Raw genomic sequence first — 17,813 nt, 5'->3', positions numbered from 1 at the left:
CCTTACGGGCACGGGGCGCTTGTGCAACAGTCATAACGGTCCACCATCCAGACCAGGCCGTGCCGCGCCCGTATCGGAGTACGAGATGCCGTCCCCCCTGTTCGCGGACCACCCCGTCCCGCAGCCTGTCGAGCGGGAGACGGTGGACGCGCTCATCGCCAGGACCCGCGCGCTGCGCGGGGACATGGCGGCGGTGCGCCAGGACAGCGCGGTGGACGACGACGAGGCCCTGCGGCGCTGGCGGCGGGCGCTCTGCGATCTCGCGGTGCACCAACTGGAAGATCTGGGCGTGCATCTGGACCAGCTCAGGGCCGGCCGGCCGGAGAGTCTCCCGGCGGACGGCCGCACCGAGAACTGCCCCGCGGAGGACGGTGCCGCTCCGGACGGCCGTCCCTCCCCGGACGATCCCCCGCGGGGACAGTGGCGCACACCCCCGGCATGTGCCATGGGCACGGCGACCACCGGCACGGGGCTCCATCAGGACCCGCCGGAGGGCCCGGCCCCGGCGCCGGGCCGGGTCGGAAGCGCCGAGTGGAACCTCCTGACCGACGAGGTGAACTGGTCGGCGGAGATGTACGAGATCCTCGGCCGGGCGCGGGAGCGCGGTCCGATGACGCTGGACGAGGTGCCCTCGCTGGTCTTCCCCGACGACCAGGCCCTGCTCACCGGCATGGTGACGGACTGTCTGATCGACGGGAAGCCCATCGACGGCGAACTGCGCGTCGTCAGAGCCGACGGCCAGGTCCGTACGGTGCATCTGACGGGCGAGCCGGTGGTGGACGCCGACGGCTGCACCGCCTCCCTGTGGGCGGTGCTGCGCGATGTCAGCGCCCTGCGCAGGAGCGAGCGCGCGGTGCGCGAGAGCGGCCGGTCGGTCCAGCGCGCACAGCACATCGCCCAGACCGAGCACCGGCTCGTGACCGAGTTGCAGGAGGCCGTCGTCCCGTCGTGGCGCGGCGCGCTGCGGCTGTCGCAGCACGGCCCGGGCGCGCTGGAGCTGGCCGCGCGCCATCTGCCGTCCGAGGCCAACCCGTTGAACGGCGGGGACTGGTACGACGCGCTCGAACTCCCCGGCGGCGACACCCTGCTGACGCTGGGCGATCTGACCGGGCACGGCGTCGCGGCGGCCTCCTCCACGGCGATGCTGCTGGGCGCGCTGCGCGGGATGGCCGTGGCGGGCATCGAGCCGGGGGCCCTGCTGGGCCATCTCAACCAGCTTCTGAACATCACGGAACAGCCCGTGCTGGGCAGCGCGCTCTGCGCCCGCTACCAGCCGGCGACCGGGGCGCTCTCCTGGGCGCAGGCGGCGCACCCCGCCCCGCTGCTGTTCCGCGACGGGACGGGGCGCGCGCTCACCCCGCCGGACGGCGTGCTGCTCGGCGCGACCTCGGGTGCCGGGTACGAGCAGGCCGAGATCCGGCTGCTCCCCGGTGACGTGCTGGTGCTGCACACCGACGGGCTGACCCGCGACGGTGACGGCACCGGGACGCAGCGGGAACGTCTCCTGGCGCTGGCGCCCCGGATGGCGGGGAACCGTACCGCGCAGGAGTGGGTACGGGCGATCGACGAGGAGTTCGGCATGGCCGGACGCTCGGACGACGCCTGTGTGATGGCCGCCAGGATCGGCGGGAGAACGCGCTGAGCAGCGCCGGTTCCGGCCTTCGTGGATTCCTTCCGTGGAGCCGTGACCGTCGGGTCGTGGCCGTCAGGTCGTGGAGGATCAGGGAGTGTCCGGGGGCTCAGGTCCTCAGATGTCGGCCTTGCCGAGTCCGGCCCTCTTCGGCATCACGAGTTTGATCTCCTCGCGCAGCTCCTCGATCTTCTCGTACCCCGCGTACTGGCCGGTGAGCCGGTACATCTCCCGCAGCCGGTCCCAGGTGCGGTGCGAGGAGGTCTCCCCCATCGACACCAGCGCGAGCCGCGCGTAGCGGTCGGCCTGTTCCGGATCGTCCGCGATGAAGCAGGCGGACGCCAGCGAGATGTAGTCGAAGATCTTGGACCGCTGCCGTCCGCCGCCGCGCAGCTCCAGCGCCTTCTTGGCGTGGCCCTGCGCGATGGCCGCCGCCTTCGGGTCGTGCTCGGCGAGGGTACGGAAGGCCAGCGCCTCCATACCGTGGAGGTCCGCCTCGTCGAACATCTGCATCCAGCAGGGCGGCGGCACGTCCCCCTTGTCCGAGACGAAGAGGTCCTCCGCCTCGCCGAGGGTTCTGCGCATGGCCTGGCCGCGTCCCATCGAGGCCTGGGCCCATGCCTCGATCGTGCGGAGCATGGCCTGGGTACGGGGCAGATTCTCCTCCCCGGAGCCCGACTTGGCGAGCTTCATCAGATCGAGGGCCTCGTCGGGCCGGCCGAGATGGACCATCTGACGGGCCGCCCTGGACAGCGCCTCACCGGCCCGGGGACGGTCGCCGCCCTCACGCGCCGCGTGGGTGGCGATGACGAAGTACTTCTGGGCGGTGGGTTCGAGGCCGACGTCGTGGGACATCCAGCCCGCGAGGACGGCGAGGTTGGCGGCGACGCCCCACAGGCGCCGCTGGAGATGGTCGGGGTGACGGTAGGCGAGCATGCCGCCCACCTCGTTGAGCTGGCCCACGACAGCCTTGCGCTGGAGTCCGCCGCCACGGGCGGCGTCCCAGGCACGGAACACCTCGACGGACCGCTCCAGTGCCTCGATCTCCTGGGACCCGATGGGGGCGGCCTCGTAACGGTCGAACCCGGCGGGTTCGGCGTTCAGGTGATCGTCGGCGTGTGGCGGGCCGGCGGAGGGTGCGGGGTCGGAGTGCAGCCAGTCGTTCATGGCACTGGTGAGTAGGGTTCCTGCGGTGAGCGCTGCACCCGCGCCCACCATGCCGCGACGGTTGAGCATGAGGTCCATTCCCGTGAATTCGGTGAGGACCGCTGCCGTCCGGTCGGGCGCCCAGGGCAGGGCGTCGGGGTTGTCCGCGTTCCCGGAGTCCCGTCGTTTCCCCGCGCGTCCGTTCCGTACGAACCCGAGGTCCTCGATGGTCACGACACGACCGAGCCGCTCGGTGAACAGCGTGACCAGCACTCTCGGTACCGGATCGCGCGGGGTCTCCCCCATGTCGATCCAGCGCCTCACCCGCGAGGTGTCGGTGGCCAGTTGGGGGTGGCCCATGGCCGCCGCCTGCCGGTTCACCAGCCGTGCGAGTTCGCCCTTGGACCAGCCGGCCAGGCCGAACAGATCCGATAGACGGGTGTTGGGTTCACCGCTCACGTCAAGCCCCCAGGTTCTCGGCTGACTTGACAGTAACGCTCAGTCAGATACCTGGCGACTATTCGCCAGGGTTCGCCAGGGTGCGCCAGATGGTGTGCCACCCGTTCGCCGGTGTCGAGTAGGAACGCGCCACCCCGGCCCGGCAACCGGACGTACTCCCCAGGGTGCCTCACGGCTGCCGGGGCGGGAAGGCGCCGTAACTCGTCGGCACACGAAGGGATCTGTATCGCCCATGTACACAGCATCGTCCTCCGTGTCCGCCCCGTCCCGGTCCGGGCGTCCGGTCACCCCGGGCAGCGGACCGTATCTCGACCCCACCCACGCGGGGCGGACCCGGCTGAGGGCGGGGACGGTCACCCAGACGCTCAGCGGGAGACTCGACTTGTCCGGCCCCCAGGGCGCACGGTTGCGCATGGCGATCACGGCGGTTCACCGGATCTGCCCCGAGTTCAAGCCCGTTCAGGTACTGCGCCGCAGCGGCCGGTCCGTCCTGCTCGTCGGGACCACGGGGCGGACCAGCGCGGTCGCCAAGTGTCTGCTGGACCACTCACCCGTCTGGACCGAGCGATTCCGTCATGAAATAGCGGCATATCGCTCGTTCGTCCGGAACCGTCCGCCGGTCCGGGTGCCCCGGCTCATCGCGGCGGACCCGGAGAACTGCGCGCTGATCATCGAGCGGATGCCCGGCCGCGCCGCGGCGCTGACCCGCCACCCGACGGAGGCGCCGCCGCGTGCGGACCTGCGGGCCGCGCTCGGCGCGATCGCCCGGCTCAACACCTGGCGTCCGCAGGCCGATCTGTTCGGCGCGCCGCTCGACTACGCGTCGCGGATCGCCCGTTACCACGAGCTGGGGCTGTTCACCGACCGGGATCTGGGCGACCTCCAGAAGCTGCTGCACGGCCTGGCGGGCGCCCGGCAGAACATGCGCCAGTTCTGCCACGGTGACGCACTGCTCTCCAACATCCTGCTGTCACCGGCGGGTCCGGTGCTCGTCGACTGGGAACACGCGGGCTGGTATCTGCCCGGGTACGACCTGGCGACGCTCTGGTCGGTGCTCGGGGACGCGCCGGTGGCGCGCCGTCAGATCAGCCAGCTCGCCGCGGCCAGCGGGCCGGTGGCACGGGACGCGTTCCTCGTCAACCTGATGCTCGTACTGACCCGGGAGATCCGGATGTACGAGACGGCGGCGCAGCGCGCGATGCGGGAGGCGCCCCCGGCGGGCCCCGGCGCGTCCGCGGCGGCGCAGCAGGGCGGCGCGCCGACCGGTGAGGAGCAGCGGCTGTTGCTGCGGCGGCTGCACGACGACTGCGCGATGGCGCGGCGGGCGGTGCGGGCCGCGGTCGGTACGCGCTGACCGCGGTGGCCGGCACTCGCCGACCGGGTCCCGCCGTTCCCGGCCCGCCGCTCCCGGGGTCGTCCAGGTCCGCGGGGCGACCGCGGGCCGGCGGCCGGCCCTCCCCCGCTCACGCCCGCTGTATACATTCATTGGTACATTCCACTGACGCGTCGCAGGCCGGGGCGCCGCCGCGGGGAAACCCCGCGAAACGCGCGCTGACGTGCGAAATCGTTGCTTCGGGGCCCGATTGACGGATCGTCCGGGAGCCGATACCTCTGGGAGACGCATCGGACCGGCACGACGTAGCGCACCACCCGTCACTGGAGGCTGCATTGCAAGGTTCTCTCCCCCCACGGCCGAGACCGAACCGCGGGCGCGCGCTGCGGGCCGGCGGTGTCGTGGCGTCCGCCGCGCTGCTGCTGCCGCTCGTCTCCGCCGGTCCCTCCGCCACCGCGGAGCGGCCGGAACCCGCCGCCCTGCAGCGTGAGTTCGCGGCGGCGGCCGACCAGTACCAGGTGCCGCCGAGCGTGCTGCTCGGGGTCTCGTACCTCCAGTCCCGCTGGGACACGCACAGCGGCGCGCCGAGCGTGACCGGCGGCTACGGCCCGATGCACCTCACCGACGCGAGGACCGCGCTCGCCGAGGCCCCGCACCATTCGGACGGGACGGAGGACGCGCGCGGCGACACCTCCCGCCCGCTGACGGCGCCCGCCCGCGTGGCCCTGCCGGCCACCGCCGAACTGCCCGCGCGGCTGCGCACCCTGGACCGCGCGGCGGGGCTGACCGGGCTGTCCGCCGAGGAGTTGCGGACGAGCCCCGCCGCCAATGTCCGGGGCGGCGCCGCGCTGCTGGCCGCCGCCCAGCGGGAGTTGGGCGAGCCGCTCAGCGCGGACCCGGCCCACTGGTACGGCGCGGTCGCCCGGTTCTCCGGGGCGGACGACTCCACGACCGCCGCCGCATACGCCCGTGACGTGTACGACGTGATCCGCGCGGGTGAGCGGCGCACCACGGACAGCGGCCAGCGGGTGGCGCTGACCGCACGCCCCGAGGTCTCCCCCGACACCGGGCAGCTCTCCCGGCTCGGGCTGCGGGCGGGCGATGCGGCGCGCACGGAGTGCCCGCGCACGGTCTCCTGCACCTGGGTCCCGGCTCCGTACGAGGAGTTCGGCGAGGGGGACTACGGCAACCACGATCTGGCGGACCGCCCGGGGTCCCAGAAGATCAAGTTCATCGTCATCCATGACACCGAGGGGTCCTGGGACACCACGCTCAAGCTGATCAAGGACCCGGAGTACGTGTCGTGGCACTACACGCTGCGCTCGTCCGACGGGCTGATCGCCCAGCACGTACCGACCAAGGACGTCGCCTGGCACGCGGGCAACTGGTACGTCAACGCCACGTCGGTGGGGCTCGAACACGAGGGCTTCCTGGCGGCGCCGGACGCCTGGTACACGGAGTCGATGTACCGCGCCTCGGCCCGGCTGGTGGGCTATCTGTCGAAGAGGTACGGGGTGCCGCTGGACCGGCAGCACATCCTGGGCCATGACAACGTGCCCGGCACGACCGCGTCGACGATCCCCGGGATGCACACCGACCCGGGCCCCTACTGGGACTGGGCGCACTACTTCGAGCTGCTGGGCGAGCCGCTGCGGGCGAGCGGGGGCGCCCGTCCCTCCGTGGTGACGATCCGGCCCGACTACGCGGCCAGCACGCCGCCGTACACCGGGTGCGAGAGCGCGGGCACGGCGTGCGCCCCGCACGGCTCCGGCGCCGTACGGCTGCGGACGGCGCCGAACGAGAACGCCCCGCTGGTGAAGGACGCCGGGCTGCGCCCCGGTGGCCAGGACTCGACGGCGGACGTCAACGACACGGGCGCCCGCGCGTCGACGGGCCAGCGGTACGCGGTGGCCGGGCGGCAGGGCGACTGGACGGCGATCTGGTACCTCGGCCAGAAGGCGTGGTTCCTCGATCCCCGCGCGAAGCCGGCGGCGGTGGGCGCGAAGGCGCCGGTGCTGACGCCGAGGGCCGGACTCGCTGAGGTGCCGGTGTACGGGCGGGCCTACCCGGAGGCGGCGGCGTACCCGGCGGGCGTGCCGGTCCAGACGGTCTCCCCGCTGCCGTACAAACTGCTCGCCGGCCAGCGGTACGTGACCGGGGGCAAAGGGCCCGGCGAGTACTACTACTCGGCCACCTTCGACCCGGCCTCCCACCGGGTGGTGCGGGGCACGGAGCAGTACTACGAAATCCAGTTCGGGCACCGGGTCGCGTTTGTGAAGGCGGCCGATGTCGAGGTGCGTCCGGCGGGTCGCTGACCGCGGCCGGAACGGGGGGACGGGAGGCGTACGGGCGTCGCGGGCCACGGGGGAGCCGGTGACGCCCGTACCTTCCGGTCAGTAGCGCAGGACGGCGGCGATCCGGTCGTGCCCGGCGAGCGTGCCGTCCGGGAGGAAGACCACGTGGGCGCCGCCGTCGAGCGCCCCCTCCACCAGTTCGTCCACGATGTCGTCGCGTACGCCGGGATCGGCGGCGGACGCGGCGGACGCCTCGTCGACGGGGACGAGATGGCCGTCCTGGACCCGGACCGTACGCCGGTAGTGCTCTTCGAGCGCGATCAGATCGGCCCGCTTCTCCCGTACCGACTCCCAGACCTCGTCCAGCCCGGCGGCGAAGGTGCGCCGTCCCTTCGCCTCCTCGAGACGGTTCAGCACCTCGGTCTTCTCGCGGCGCGCGTGGTCCTCGACCACGGGGCCGATCTCCTTCAGCAGGACGCGCGCGGGGCCGTCCGTGAGGCCGCCCTTGACCAGCCGTCCGACGGCCTTGTGGGTGGCGTTGCCGGCCTCCGCCAGCAGGGCGAGCGCGGGGGCGAGGCCGACCAGGTGCAGCGGGCGGGGGCGGCGCCCCAGAACCGTGCCCATGGCGTGGTCGACGGTGCGCAGGAAGCGGCGGGTCTCCTCGTCGCTGAAGGTGCTCGGGATGTTCCCGACCCGCTCCTCGCGCTCGACGTCCCAGCTCTCCTCCGGTGGCACCATCGGGAAGCCGTCCGCACGGTGCTCGTGCACCGACTCGCCGGAACCGCTCCAGAGCGTGGCCCGGTCGGCGGCGATCCCGAGCACCCAGTACGGCCGGGACTGCGCGGTGGCGGCCACGAGGTTCCGGGTGAGGTACGTGTCGCTGAGCACGACGCGCTCGGGCACCTCGCGCGGGAGGTACCAGATCCGGTGCTCGCGGGCGTCGGCGAGGACGAGCAGTCCGTCGAGCGCGTGGCGCAGATCGACCTCGGCGACGGCCGCGGTGAGCCGCTCCATGACGGCCGCCCGGGTCCTGCGGTCCAGGCCCGGGTCGGCGTCCAGCCGGTGGCCCGCCGCCGCGAGGAGGTTGCGCAGCCGTACCGTGTCCTGCTCGTTGTGGCGGTCGCGGCGGTGCGTGGGCATCGTCAGGGACACGGCCGGGTACGGGCGCGGCGCGCGCAGCTCCCGCAGGACCTCGGGCGTCAGAGCGTTGCTGTCCATGCTGTCCCTTCGCTCACCGGCCCCCGTACGTGCGTCCATCCTGCGGGATACCGGCGGGTTCCGCAGGGGGTGCGTCGCCACCGGACGGCGTGTCACGCGGTCAGGGCAGGTCCGGTGGCGCTGGGAAGGTGTAGGTACGGCCCGCGGTGGCGCGGAAGGTCCGCTCCCCGCCGGGGAGCAGGGTGCTGCGCAGGGTCAGCTCCCCCGTCCGGCTCGCGCGCAGCACGAGCCGCGTGGCGCGCCCGCCCGACCAGGTGATGTCGAGGGTGGCGCCGCCGCGCGCCCGCAGCCCGGTCACCCGTCCCTCGGGCCAGATCGCGGGAAGGGCGGGCAGGATCTCGATCGGGCCGTGGTGGCTCTGGATCAGCATCTCGGCGATGCCGGAGGTGGCGCCGAAGTTGCCGTCGATCTGGAACGGCGGATGGGTGTCCCAGAGGTTGGCGAGGGTGGAGTGGACGAGTTGTTCGGCGAGCATGGTGCGGGCGTGGTCGCCGTCCCGCAGCCGCGCCCAGAAGTTGATCTTCCATGCCTTGCTCCAGCCGGTCCCGCCGTCGCCGCGCGCGGTCAGCGAGATCTGGGCGGCCTGGGCCCAGGCGCTGCCCGCCTCGATCTGCCGGCCGGGGTGGAGGGCGAAGAGGTGGGAGGCGTGGCGGTGGTCGTCGGTGGGGCTGTCCAGGTCGGCCTTCCACTCCTGGAGCTGCCCCCAGGAGCCGACGCGCAGCCCGGGGTCGAGCCGTTCGAGGGTGTCCTGGAGCCGGGTGCGGAAGGCCGGGGCGTCCCCGAGGGTGGTGGCGGCCTCCAGGGTGTTGGTGAGCAGGTCGTGGACGATCTGCTGGGACATGGCGGCGCCCGCCGTAAAGTCCCCGTGCTCCGGCGAGTAACTGGGGGTGACGACGAGGGTGCCGTCGCGCGGGTCGGTCCTGAGGTTGGCGAGCCAGAACTCGGCGGCCTCCTTCATCACCGGGTAGGCGGTGGCGCGCAGGTAGTGGGTGGACCCGCTGAAGCGGTAGTGGTCGTAGAGCTGCTGGGTGAGCCAGGCGGCGGCCTCGGGGAACCAGAAGGCGGTGGGCCAGTCGTGGACCCCGGTGAACCCGTACGGGTTGGTCTCGTTGTGGACGACCCAGCCGGCCGTGCCGAAGAGCCGGCGGGCGCTGCGCCGGCCGGGGGCGCGCAGTGACTCGACGTACCGGTCGTAGGGGGCGGTGGTCTCGGCGAGGTTGGTGACCTCGGCGAGCCAGTAGTTCATCTGGAGGTTGATGTTGACGTGGTAGTCCGCCGACCAGGGCGGGTTGGTGGTGTTGTTCCAGACGCCCTGGAGGTTGGCGGGCAGCGATCCCGGGCGGGACGAGGCGATGAGCAGATAGCGGCCGTACTGGAAGTAGAGCGTTTCGAGCGCCCGGTCCGCGGGTGAGTTCCCGCCGGTGTATCCGGCGAGGAGCTGGTCGGTGGGCAGGTCGGGGAGGTCGCCGCCGAGGTCGAGCGAGACCCGGTCGAAGAGCGCGCGGTGGTCCCGTACATGGGCGGCGCGCAGCGCCTCGTACGGGCGGGTCGCGGCCTGGTCGACGGCGCGGGTGACGGCCGTGTGCGGGTCCTCGCCCCGGTGGGCGGGGCCGGTGTCGGCGTAGTCGGTGCCCGCGGCGAGGACGAACCAGGCGCGGTCGGCGCCGCTGACGGTGAGGGTGCCGTCCTCCCCCGCGCGTACGGTGCCGCCCTGCGTACGGACGCGGATCTGGACCTCGAAGCGCAGCCCGTTGTCCTGGAGCGCGCCGCGCACGGTGAGCCGGTCGCCGCTCGCGGTGGTGGTGAAGTCGGTGCGCGGGGAGGTGTAGCGCAGTGTGAGGTCGGTCCCGCCCGGACGGTCGGCGGCGAACTGTCCGGCGATCACCCGGCCGGGGAAGGAGGCGAAGTACTCCCGGGTGTACGCGGTGCCCTGATGGCTGTACGAGACGGCGGCGACGGCGTTCCTGATGTCGAGCGAGCGGCGGTAGGAGGCGTCGGGGGCGTCCGGCGCCCCGGCCACGGTCACTTCCAGATCGCCGAGGACCTGGTAGGCGCCGTACCCGCTCCTGGCCTGGCCGAGTTCGGCGGCGACGGTGTCCGGGTCGAGCCGCCCCTCCCTGTCCAGGCGCTGCTGTACGGAGGCGAGGGCGCCGGGGCGCGGCTCGGTCCAGTCGCCGTGGTGGTAGCCCTCCGCGGAGCCCGGACCGCCGGTCCAGAGGGTCTTCTCGTTGAGGGTGAGCCGCTCGGTGGCGAGGGTGCCGTGCACTCCGGCGCCGAGGGCGCCGCCGCCGATGGGCAGGGACCCGCGCTCCCAGTCGGCGGCGGGGCTCCGGTACCAGAGCGTTGATTCATCGGACGGGTCGGCCCCGGCGGGCGTCTCGGCCATCGCCGGAACTCCCCATACCAGGGCCCCTGTTGCACCCAGTACGGAGGCGATCGTGGTTCTGCGGCTCATCCCAGGAGTCATGGCCAGTCACGTTAAAAGTCCGATGACTCATCCGGCAAGAGAGCGGACGGCCCACCTCACGCATGGCGTGAAGTGGACGGTCCCCCTGGGGTCAGCCCTGCTGGAACAGTTCGGCGGGCAGGGGCTTGAGCAGCGCGTAGAGATCGTCGGTGATCGGCCGGTCCCAGCTCGCGATGGTGACGAGGACGTTGTCGCTGCGGTCGAACTGCACGCAGGAGATCCGGCTTTCGGAGAGCTTGAGCCGGCGCACGATCAGCAGGTTGTCCCCCTGCATCACCGGCATGTCCTCGCCGCCGATGACCTCGACCGGCTCGTCGTTCTCCAGCGCGAGCAGGAGCTGTGCCACCTCGAAGGGGATCTGCCCCTCCCCCAGCTCGCGGGCCGGGGAGCCCTCCGGCAGATTTCCGATGATCATCGCGGGCCCGCGGCCGCCGAACAGGTCGTACCGGAGGAAGACCCCCTGGCAGCTCCCGTCGGGGGCGGGCAGCAGACCGGCGCCCAGATTGCCGGGCCAGTCACCCGGGTCCATGGCCAGGACGTCGAAGTCCGGGCCCGCGGGTGTGGCGGCGCTGCGGCGGCGGAGAAAGGACATCCCACCATGGTACGGGTTCGCGCCACTCCGGAGGAGCCGGGTGAGGACCGGGAACGCGGGCCCGGCGCCCTGGGTCCGGGCGGACCGGCCGGCCATCGCGTCACGTCACGTGAGGTCGAACTCCCCGTCGCGCGCGTTGACCACGAAGGCGCGCCACTCGGCCGGGCTGAAGATCAGCGAAGGACTCTCGGGCCGGCCGCTGTTGCGCATGGCGATGAAGCCCTCGACAAACGCGATCTGCACGTCGCCGGCGCCCTGGCTGCTGGACTGCCAGTCCGCGCCGCTCAGATCGAGTTCCGGCTTGTCCCAGCCCGAAAGCGGCTTCTGGGTGGTGGTGCTCTCAGCCACGTCCTGCTCCTCCCGCTGCGTCGTCCCGGGCCAGACTATCCACCACCGACGGTGCGGGACAGACCGCGGCAGGGGGCCGCCGGCCTGGCGTCCGGACCCCGTGCCCCCCGTCAGGGCGCAGCGGCGCCGCGTCCCTTGACGCTCGCGGGACGCTCCTGCGTTACTGGCTCCGGACGATCAACCGAATGATCGGTCGCCAGGCTGCCGGGGCCGCCGGCGCGGCCGGACGGACCAGGGAGAGCGCCATGAACCCTCTGCTGGACGCGGCGGAACGGCTCAGCCGCGAGGAGCTGGCCGTACTGCAACTGGAACGGCTGCGGTCCACGCTGCGCCACGCGTACGACAACGTGGACTTCTACCGGCGGTCCTTCGACCGGGCCGGGCTGCGCCCGGAGGACTGCCGCTCGCTCGCGGATCTGGCCCGCTTCCCCTTCACCACCAAGTCCGATCTGCGGGACAACTATCCGTTCGGGATGTTCGCCGTGGACCGGTCGGAGGTACGGCGGCTGCACGCGTCCAGCGGTACGACGGGCCTGCCGACCGTCGTCGGGTACACCCAGCGGGATCTGGACACCTGGGCCGACGTGGTGGCCCGCTCGATCCGGGCGGCCGGCGGGCGCCCCGGGCACACGGTCCATGTGGCGTACGGCTACGGCCTGTTCACCGGCGGGCTCGGCGCGCACTACGGCGCGGAGCGGCTCGGCTGTACGGTGGTCCCCGCCTCCGGGGGCATGACCGCGCGTCAGGTGCGGCTGATCCAGGACTTCCGGCCCGAGATCATCATGGTGACCCCGTCGTACATGCTCACGCTGCTGGACGAGTTCGAGCGCCAGGGCGTCGATCCCCGCGCCACCTCCCTGAAGGTGGGGATCTTCGGCGCCGAACCGTGGACGGAGGAGATGCGGCGGGAGATCGAGGAGCGGTTCGCGATCGACGCGGTCGACATATACGGGCTGTCGGAGGTGATGGGCCCGGGGGTGTCGCAGGAGTGTCTGGAGACCAAGGACGGGCTCACCGTCTGGGAGGACCACTTCTATCCGGAGATCGTCGACCCGTTCACCGGTGAGGCGCTGCCGGACGGCACGGAGGGCGAACTGGTCTTCACCTCGCTGACCAAGGAGGCGATGCCGGTGATCCGCTACCGGACCCGGGACCTCACCCGGCTGCTGCCGGGCACGGCCCGGGTCTTCCGCCGGATGGAGAAGGTGACCGGCAGGACCGACGACATGGTGATCCTGCGCGGGGTGAACCTCTTCCCCACCCAGATCGAGGAGATCGTGCTGCGCACCCCGGGGGTCGCCCCGCACTTCCAGCTCCGGCTGGCCCGCGAGGGGCGGCTGGACACGCTGACCGTACGGGCGGAGGCGCGGGCGTCCGCCACGCCGGAGCAGCGCGCGGACGCGGCGCGGTCGATCGCCGCGGCCGTCAAGGACGGGGTAGGGGTGTCGGTGTCGGTCGAGGTGGTCGATCCGGAGACCCTGGAGCGCTCGGTGGGCAAGATCAAGCGGATCGTCGACCTACGGGGCCCGGGGGGCCCGCGCGCGACATAAGGGCGCGCTCCCGGCGGGGCGTCAGGGGCTGATGGCGAGGAACACGAACGCGGTGAAGATCCCGAGATGGACCCCGCCCTGCAACAGGGTGGCCCGGCCGGGCGCCACGGTCAGCGCGCCCACCACCACGGTGAGGGCGAGCAGCACCATATGGGTGGCGTTCAGCCCGAGGACGAGCGGGCCGTCCAGCCAGATCATGGCGAGCGCGATGGCCGGGATCGTCAGCCCGATGCTCGCCATGGCGGAGCCCAGGGCCAGGTTGAGGCTGGTCTGGACCCGCTCGCGGCGGGCGGCCCGTACCGCGGCGAGGGTCTCCGGCAGCAGGACCAGCAGGGCGATGACGACCCCGACCACGGCCTGCGGCAGCCCCGCCGACGCGACGCCCGACTCGATGGTGGGGGACACGGCCTTGGCGTCCCCGACGACGGCGATCAGCGCCACCACCAGCATCACCAGGCTCAGGGTGGTCGCGCGGCGGGTGGGCAGCGGGGCGTGCGCGTCCTCCTCCTGTACGTCGCCCTCCTGCGTGACGGGGAGGAAGTAGTCGCGGTGACGCACGGTCTGCACGGCGACGAACAGCCCGTACAGGACGAGCGAGGCGACGGCGGCGAAGCCGAGCTGCGCCGGGGAGAACTGCGGCCCCGGCTTGCTGGTGGTGAAGGTCGGGAAGACGAGGGTGAGGGTGGCCAGGGTCGCGACGGTGGCCAGCGCGGTGCCGGTGCCCTCGGCGTTGAAGACGGCGACCCGGCTGCGCAGCGCGCCGACGAGCAGGCACAGGCCGAGGATCCCGTTGCAGGTGATCATGACGGCGGCGAAGACGGTGTCGCGGGCGAGGGTGGCGCTCTTGGCGCCGCCGTCGACCATCAGGGTGACGATGAGCGCCACTTCGATGACGGTGACGGCGACCGCGAGGACGAGCGATCCGAACGGCTCCCCCACCCGGTGGGCGACGACCTCGGCGTGGTGCACGGCCGCGAGCACCGCGCCGGCGAGGCAGAGGGCGACCAGGCCGACCGCGAACCCCGGCAGGCCGCGCCCCCAGCTCAGTACGAGGGCGACCACCGCGAGCAGCGGCACCACCACGGTCCACTGGGACAGCAGGGACCGGACGCCGAGGCTCGTACTCATGCGCCTCACGCTGCCAGAGGTGGCGTGGGTCCGCCCGGTGACCGCCCGGAGCCATCCGGGCCCGGAGGGTTGACACCGGCGGGGTCCCGCAAGAATGTTTCAGCACTCGATCCGGATCTCGGAAGACACGTTCAATCCCGGAAGACACTTTCAGGGGAGGGCCTTTCCATGGCGGAGGAAGCGGCCGGTGGTCGGATCAGCCGACGCAGGCTGGGCGGCGGGGTGCTGGCCCTCGGCGGGGCGTTCGCGGTGGCGCCGGTCCCGTTCGCCGAGAGCGCCCGTGCGCGGGAGGCCTCCCCGAACGGCCCCGGGCCGGCCGGACGTACGCTGCGCCGCGGCTCCGCCGAGCGGGCCGGGCTGATCCGGCGGGAGCTGGACGCGCTGGTCGCCGCCGCCGAGACGTTCCTGGGCCCCTCCCCCGTCCATCCCTGGTACGCGGGCGCCGTCCTGCTCGCGGGGCGCGGCGCCACGGTGGCCCTGCACCGGCCGATCGGTCACGCCGTGCGCTACGCGGCGTACGACGAGACGACCGGTACGGGGGTGGAGCTGCCCGCCGGGCGGCGGATCGAGATGGCCGAGGACACGGTCTTCGATCTCGCCTCGGTCTCCAAGCTCTTCACCTCGATCCTCGCCGTCCAGCAGATCGAGCGCGGCGCGCTGGAGCTGGAGCGGCCCGTCGTCGCGTACCTCCCGGAGTTCGCGGGCACGGACGCCGCGCGGGCCGCGGGCAAGCGGGACATCACGGTGCGCCAGTTGCTGACGCACACCTCCGGGTTCCGCGCGTGGATCCCGCTCTACACGGCCCCGACCCACGAGGGCAAGCTCCAGCTCCTGTGGGACGAGGTCCCCGCGGACCCGCCCGGCACGGTCTACCGGTACTCGGACCTCAACCTGATCTCGCTCCAGCTCGTCCTGGAGCGGATCACCGGCCGCACCCTGGACGTACTGCTCCGGGACGAGATCACCGACCCGCTCGGGATGCGCCGCACGCGCTACAACCCGCCCCCGTCCTGGCGCCCTTCCATCGCCGCCACCGAGGACGCCCGCCCGCCGTGGTCGGGGCTGGACCGCGGGCTGGTGTGGGGCGAGGTGCACGACGAGAACGCGTACAGTCTCGGCGGTGTCGCGGGGCACGCCGGTGTCTTCTCCCGCGCCTGGGACCTGGCGGTCCTCGCCCGTACGCTCCTGAACGGCGGTGTGTACGGCCGGGCGAGGATCCTGCGGCCCGAGTCGGTGGAGCTGATGTTCACCGACTTCAACACGGCCTTCCCGGGCGATGCCCACGGGCTGGGTTTCGAGCTGTACCAGCACTGGTACATGGGCGCCATGGCCACGCCCGCCACGGCGGGCCACACCGGGTTCACCGGCACCAGCCTCGTCCTCGACCCGACGACCGACTCGTTCCTGATCGTGCTCGGCAACTCCGTCCATCCGGTGCGGAACTGGCGCTCGGGCAGCGCGCCGCGCGTGGCCACCGCCGACCGGATGGCGCGTGCCGTGGCGGTCGGGCCGCCCCGACGCCGTACCGCCTGGTTCGGGGGGATGGCGAACGCGACGACGGCCACGCTCACCCTGCCCCCGCTCACTCCGGCCTCCGGGCGCGGACGGCTGCGCTGCTCCGTGTGGTGGGACACGGAACCGGAGGCCGACGCCCTGTTCCTGGAGGCGTCCGGGGACGGCGGGCGGAGCTGGCGGCCGGTGCCCTTCACCACCGTGACGGCGGGGCAGGAGCCGCGGGAGCGCCCGGCGGGCTCGGTGACGGGCTGGTCGGGGCGGGTCTGGCACCGGCTGACCGCGGAACTCGGGGCGTGGCGGGGGCGGGAGACCGTGCTGCGCTGGCGGTACACGACGGACCGGCTGTACGTGGGGCGGGGCGTGTACGTGACCGGCCTGCGGGTCGAGGACAGCGGCCGTACGCTCTTCGACGAGGCACGGGGGAAGGACGCGGCGCGGATCACGGCGGCCGGCTGGGCGCCCTCGGTGGACTGACCCCCGCCAGGTCCGGGGCCGGGCCGGCGGCTACCGGCCCAGGGCCGCCATCGCCGCGTTGTGGCCCGCCACCCCGCTGACCCCGCCGCCGCGTACCGCGCCCGCGCCGCACAGCAGGACGTTCGCGTGCTGCGTCGCCACGCCCCAGCGGCCGGTGGAGCCGTCGGTGTGGGGGAAGGCGAGGTCGCGGTGGAAGATGTGGCCGCCGGGCAGCCGGAGTTCGCGTTCGAGGTCGAGCGGTGTCTTCGCCTCGACGCAGGGGCGGCCGTCCTCGTCCAGGGCGAGACAGTCGGCGATCGGTTCCGCCAGCCGCTCGTCGAGCTGGGCGAGCGTCGCCGTGAGGAGTTCCGCGCGCGCCGCGTCGTTGTCGTGGGCGAACAGCCGCGCGGGCGTGTGGAGTCCGAACAGGGTCAGCGTCTGGTAGCCCCGCGCGGCCGGTTCCGGTCCGAGGATCGACGGATCGGTGAGGGTGTGACAGTAGATCTCGGACGGCGGGGCGCTCGGCAGCGCGCCCGCCGCCGCCTGTGCGTACGCCGTGGCCAACTGGTCGTATCCCTCCGCGATGTGGAACGTGCCGGCGAACGCCTCCCGGGGGTCGACGGACCGGTCGCGTAGTTGCGGCAGCCGGCGCAGCACCATGTTGACCTTGAGCTGGGCGCCCTCCGCCGCCTCCGGCGGCTCCTCGCCGAGGAGGGCGGCGAGGGCCTGGGGCGAGGCGTTGACGAGGATCTGCCGGCCCGCCACCACGCCTTCGGTGTCGCCCGTCCGGTAGGTGACCTCGGCGTGCGTCCCGTCGGTCTCGACGGCGGTCGCCTCGTGCCCGGTGGCGATCTCAGCGCCCGCCGCCCGTGCCGCGTCGGCCAGGGCGTCGGTGAGCGCGCCCATGCCGCCGACGGGGACGTCCCAGTCGCCGGTCCCGCCGCCGATCACGTGGTAGAGGAAGCAGCGGTTCTGTACGAGGGACGGGTCGTGGGCGTCGGCGAAGGTGCCGATGAGGGCGTCGGTCAGGACGACGCCCCGGACCAGGTCGTGGTCGAACCGCTCCTCGATCGCGGCGCCGATCGGCTCCTCGAACAGCATCCGCCAGGCGGTCTCGTCGCCGATCCGCTCGCGCAGCGCGGCGCGCGTGGGCAGCGGTTCGGTGAGGGTGGGGAAGACCCGTCCGGCGACGCGCGCCGTCGTCGCGTAGAACTCCCGCCACGCCGCGTACTCCGTGTCCGAGCCGGTCAGCGCGGCGAAGGAGTCCCGCGTACGGGCCCCGCCGACCAGCAGTCCGCCGTCGCCCAGGGGGGTGTACGAGGAGACGGTGCGTTTGCGTACGGCGAAGCGCAGCCCCAGCTCCCGCACGATGGTGTCGGGCAGCAGGGAGACCAGGTACGAGTAACGGGAGAGCCGGGCGTCCACCCCGGGGAAGGGGCGGCTGGAGACGGCGGCGCCCCCGGTGGCGCCGAGCCGTTCGAGGACGAGGACGGAGCGTCCGGCGCGGGCGAGGTAGGCGGCGGCGACCAGGCCGTTGTGGCCGCCGCCCACGATGACGGCGTCGTACGAGGCGTGTGCGGGCATGGCCCTTGGTAACACGCGGATGATCTCGGGGCCAGACCGGGCGCGGAGGTGACGCGGAGATGACGTACCCGAAGGCCCGGGGGTACGGGGAGCGCG

Annotated in this window: 12 protein-coding genes; 5 read left to right on the top strand and 7 right to left on the bottom strand. The window is 73.0% G+C overall.

Annotation, left to right across the window (positions count from 1 at the left end):
* Nucleotides 1–85 precede the first annotated feature (85 nt).
* Nucleotides 86–1,642: a PP2C family protein-serine/threonine phosphatase gene (locus ACIBJC_RS07505; RefSeq protein WP_399289205.1), complete on the top strand. Its 1,557-nt coding sequence runs from the start codon at nt 86–88 to the stop codon at nt 1,640–1,642.
* A 105-nt stretch (nt 1,643–1,747) separates the two neighbouring features.
* Here the strand turns inward: ACIBJC_RS07505 and ACIBJC_RS07500 are convergent, their stop codons facing one another.
* On the bottom strand, nt 1,748–3,235 hold the full coding sequence (locus ACIBJC_RS07500) for a hypothetical protein (RefSeq protein ID WP_399289203.1): 1,488 nt from the start codon (nt 3,233–3,235) through the stop codon (nt 1,748–1,750).
* Between the two features lie 232 nt (nt 3,236–3,467).
* Between ACIBJC_RS07500 and ACIBJC_RS07495 the strand changes: the two genes are divergently transcribed.
* Together ACIBJC_RS07495 and ACIBJC_RS07490 are read left to right on the top strand one after the other, a co-directional pair.
* Nucleotides 3,468–4,589 carry an aminoglycoside phosphotransferase family protein gene (locus tag ACIBJC_RS07495; RefSeq protein WP_399289201.1) on the top strand — a complete coding sequence of 374 codons (1,122 nt, stop codon included), beginning with the start codon at nt 3,468–3,470 and terminating at the stop codon, nt 4,587–4,589.
* 314 nt (nt 4,590–4,903) lie between these two features.
* Nucleotides 4,904–6,883 carry an N-acetylmuramoyl-L-alanine amidase gene (locus ACIBJC_RS07490; RefSeq protein ID WP_399289199.1) on the top strand — a complete coding sequence of 660 codons (1,980 nt, stop codon included), beginning with the start codon at nt 4,904–4,906 and terminating at the stop codon, nt 6,881–6,883.
* 78 nt (nt 6,884–6,961) lie between these two features.
* On the opposite strand, the gene ACIBJC_RS07485 is transcribed toward ACIBJC_RS07490, so the two are convergent.
* The 4 genes from ACIBJC_RS07485 to ACIBJC_RS07470 form a co-directional block, all read right to left on the bottom strand.
* Nucleotides 6,962–8,080 carry a chemotaxis protein gene (locus tag ACIBJC_RS07485; protein WP_399289197.1) on the bottom strand — a complete coding sequence of 373 codons (1,119 nt, stop codon included), beginning with the start codon at nt 8,078–8,080 and terminating at the stop codon, nt 6,962–6,964.
* 100 nt (nt 8,081–8,180) lie between these two features.
* Nucleotides 8,181–10,466: a glycosyl hydrolase family 95 catalytic domain-containing protein gene (locus tag ACIBJC_RS07480; RefSeq protein WP_399289194.1), complete on the bottom strand. Its 2,286-nt coding sequence runs from the start codon at nt 10,464–10,466 to the stop codon at nt 8,181–8,183.
* A gap of 172 nt (nt 10,467–10,638) precedes the next feature.
* A complete protein-coding gene (locus tag ACIBJC_RS07475) occupies nt 10,639–11,139 on the bottom strand; it encodes a hypothetical protein (RefSeq protein ID WP_329825271.1) in 501 nt (166 codons plus the stop codon).
* 105 nt (nt 11,140–11,244) lie between these two features.
* Nucleotides 11,245–11,487, bottom strand: a complete 243-nt coding sequence (locus ACIBJC_RS07470; RefSeq protein WP_399289192.1) for a DUF397 domain-containing protein — start codon at nt 11,485–11,487, stop codon at nt 11,245–11,247.
* Between the two features lie 245 nt (nt 11,488–11,732).
* Between ACIBJC_RS07470 and paaK the strand changes: the two genes are divergently transcribed.
* Nucleotides 11,733–13,037 (top strand): phenylacetate--CoA ligase PaaK, encoded by a 1,305-nt coding sequence (paaK, locus tag ACIBJC_RS07465; RefSeq protein ID WP_399289190.1) that lies wholly within the window; start codon nt 11,733–11,735, stop codon nt 13,035–13,037.
* A gap of 21 nt (nt 13,038–13,058) precedes the next feature.
* Here paaK and ACIBJC_RS07460 read toward each other — a convergent pair whose 3' ends face one another.
* Nucleotides 13,059–14,165, bottom strand: coding sequence for a calcium:proton antiporter (locus ACIBJC_RS07460; protein ID WP_399289188.1), 1,107 nt, complete (start codon nt 14,163–14,165; stop codon nt 13,059–13,061).
* A gap of 168 nt (nt 14,166–14,333) precedes the next feature.
* Between ACIBJC_RS07460 and ACIBJC_RS07455 the strand changes: the two genes are divergently transcribed.
* Entirely contained in the window at nt 14,334–16,154 is a 1,821-nt protein-coding gene (locus tag ACIBJC_RS07455; RefSeq protein ID WP_399289186.1) for a serine hydrolase, read from the top strand.
* A gap of 30 nt (nt 16,155–16,184) precedes the next feature.
* Here ACIBJC_RS07455 and ACIBJC_RS07450 read toward each other — a convergent pair whose 3' ends face one another.
* On the bottom strand, nt 16,185–17,717 hold the full coding sequence (locus tag ACIBJC_RS07450; protein ID WP_399289184.1) for a phytoene desaturase family protein: 1,533 nt from the start codon (nt 17,715–17,717) through the stop codon (nt 16,185–16,187).
* Nucleotides 17,718–17,813: the final 96 nt, after the last annotated feature.

The organism is Streptomyces sp. NPDC050509 (genome assembly GCF_044457965.1).
In the GTDB taxonomy this organism is placed as follows: Bacteria; Actinomycetota; Actinomycetes; order Streptomycetales; family Streptomycetaceae; genus Streptomyces.
The sequence above is the reverse complement of the archived record's forward strand: the minus strand, read 5'-3'. Positions and strand labels throughout refer to the sequence as shown.

Excerpts from the sequence above, each read along its gene's own strand:
- ACIBJC_RS07505 (WP_399289205.1), top strand. The coding sequence starts at position 86 with ATGCCGTCCCCCCTGTTCGCGGACCACCCCGTCCCGCAGCCTGTCGAG.
- ACIBJC_RS07495 (WP_399289201.1), top strand. The coding sequence starts at position 3,468 with ATGTACACAGCATCGTCCTCCGTGTCCGCCCCGTCCCGGTCCGGGCGT.
- ACIBJC_RS07485 (WP_399289197.1), bottom strand. The coding sequence starts at position 8,080 with ATGGACAGCAACGCTCTGACGCCCGAGGTCCTGCGGGAGCTGCGCGCG.
- ACIBJC_RS07480 (WP_399289194.1), bottom strand. The coding sequence starts at position 10,466 with ATGGCCGAGACGCCCGCCGGGGCCGACCCGTCCGATGAATCAACGCTC.
- ACIBJC_RS07475 (WP_329825271.1), bottom strand. The coding sequence starts at position 11,139 with ATGTCCTTTCTCCGCCGCCGCAGCGCCGCCACACCCGCGGGCCCGGAC.
- paaK (WP_399289190.1), top strand. The coding sequence starts at position 11,733 with ATGAACCCTCTGCTGGACGCGGCGGAACGGCTCAGCCGCGAGGAGCTG.
- ACIBJC_RS07460 (WP_399289188.1), bottom strand. The coding sequence starts at position 14,165 with ATGAGTACGAGCCTCGGCGTCCGGTCCCTGCTGTCCCAGTGGACCGTG.
- ACIBJC_RS07455 (WP_399289186.1), top strand. The coding sequence starts at position 14,334 with ATGGCGGAGGAAGCGGCCGGTGGTCGGATCAGCCGACGCAGGCTGGGC.
- ACIBJC_RS07450 (WP_399289184.1), bottom strand. The coding sequence starts at position 17,717 with ATGCCCGCACACGCCTCGTACGACGCCGTCATCGTGGGCGGCGGCCAC.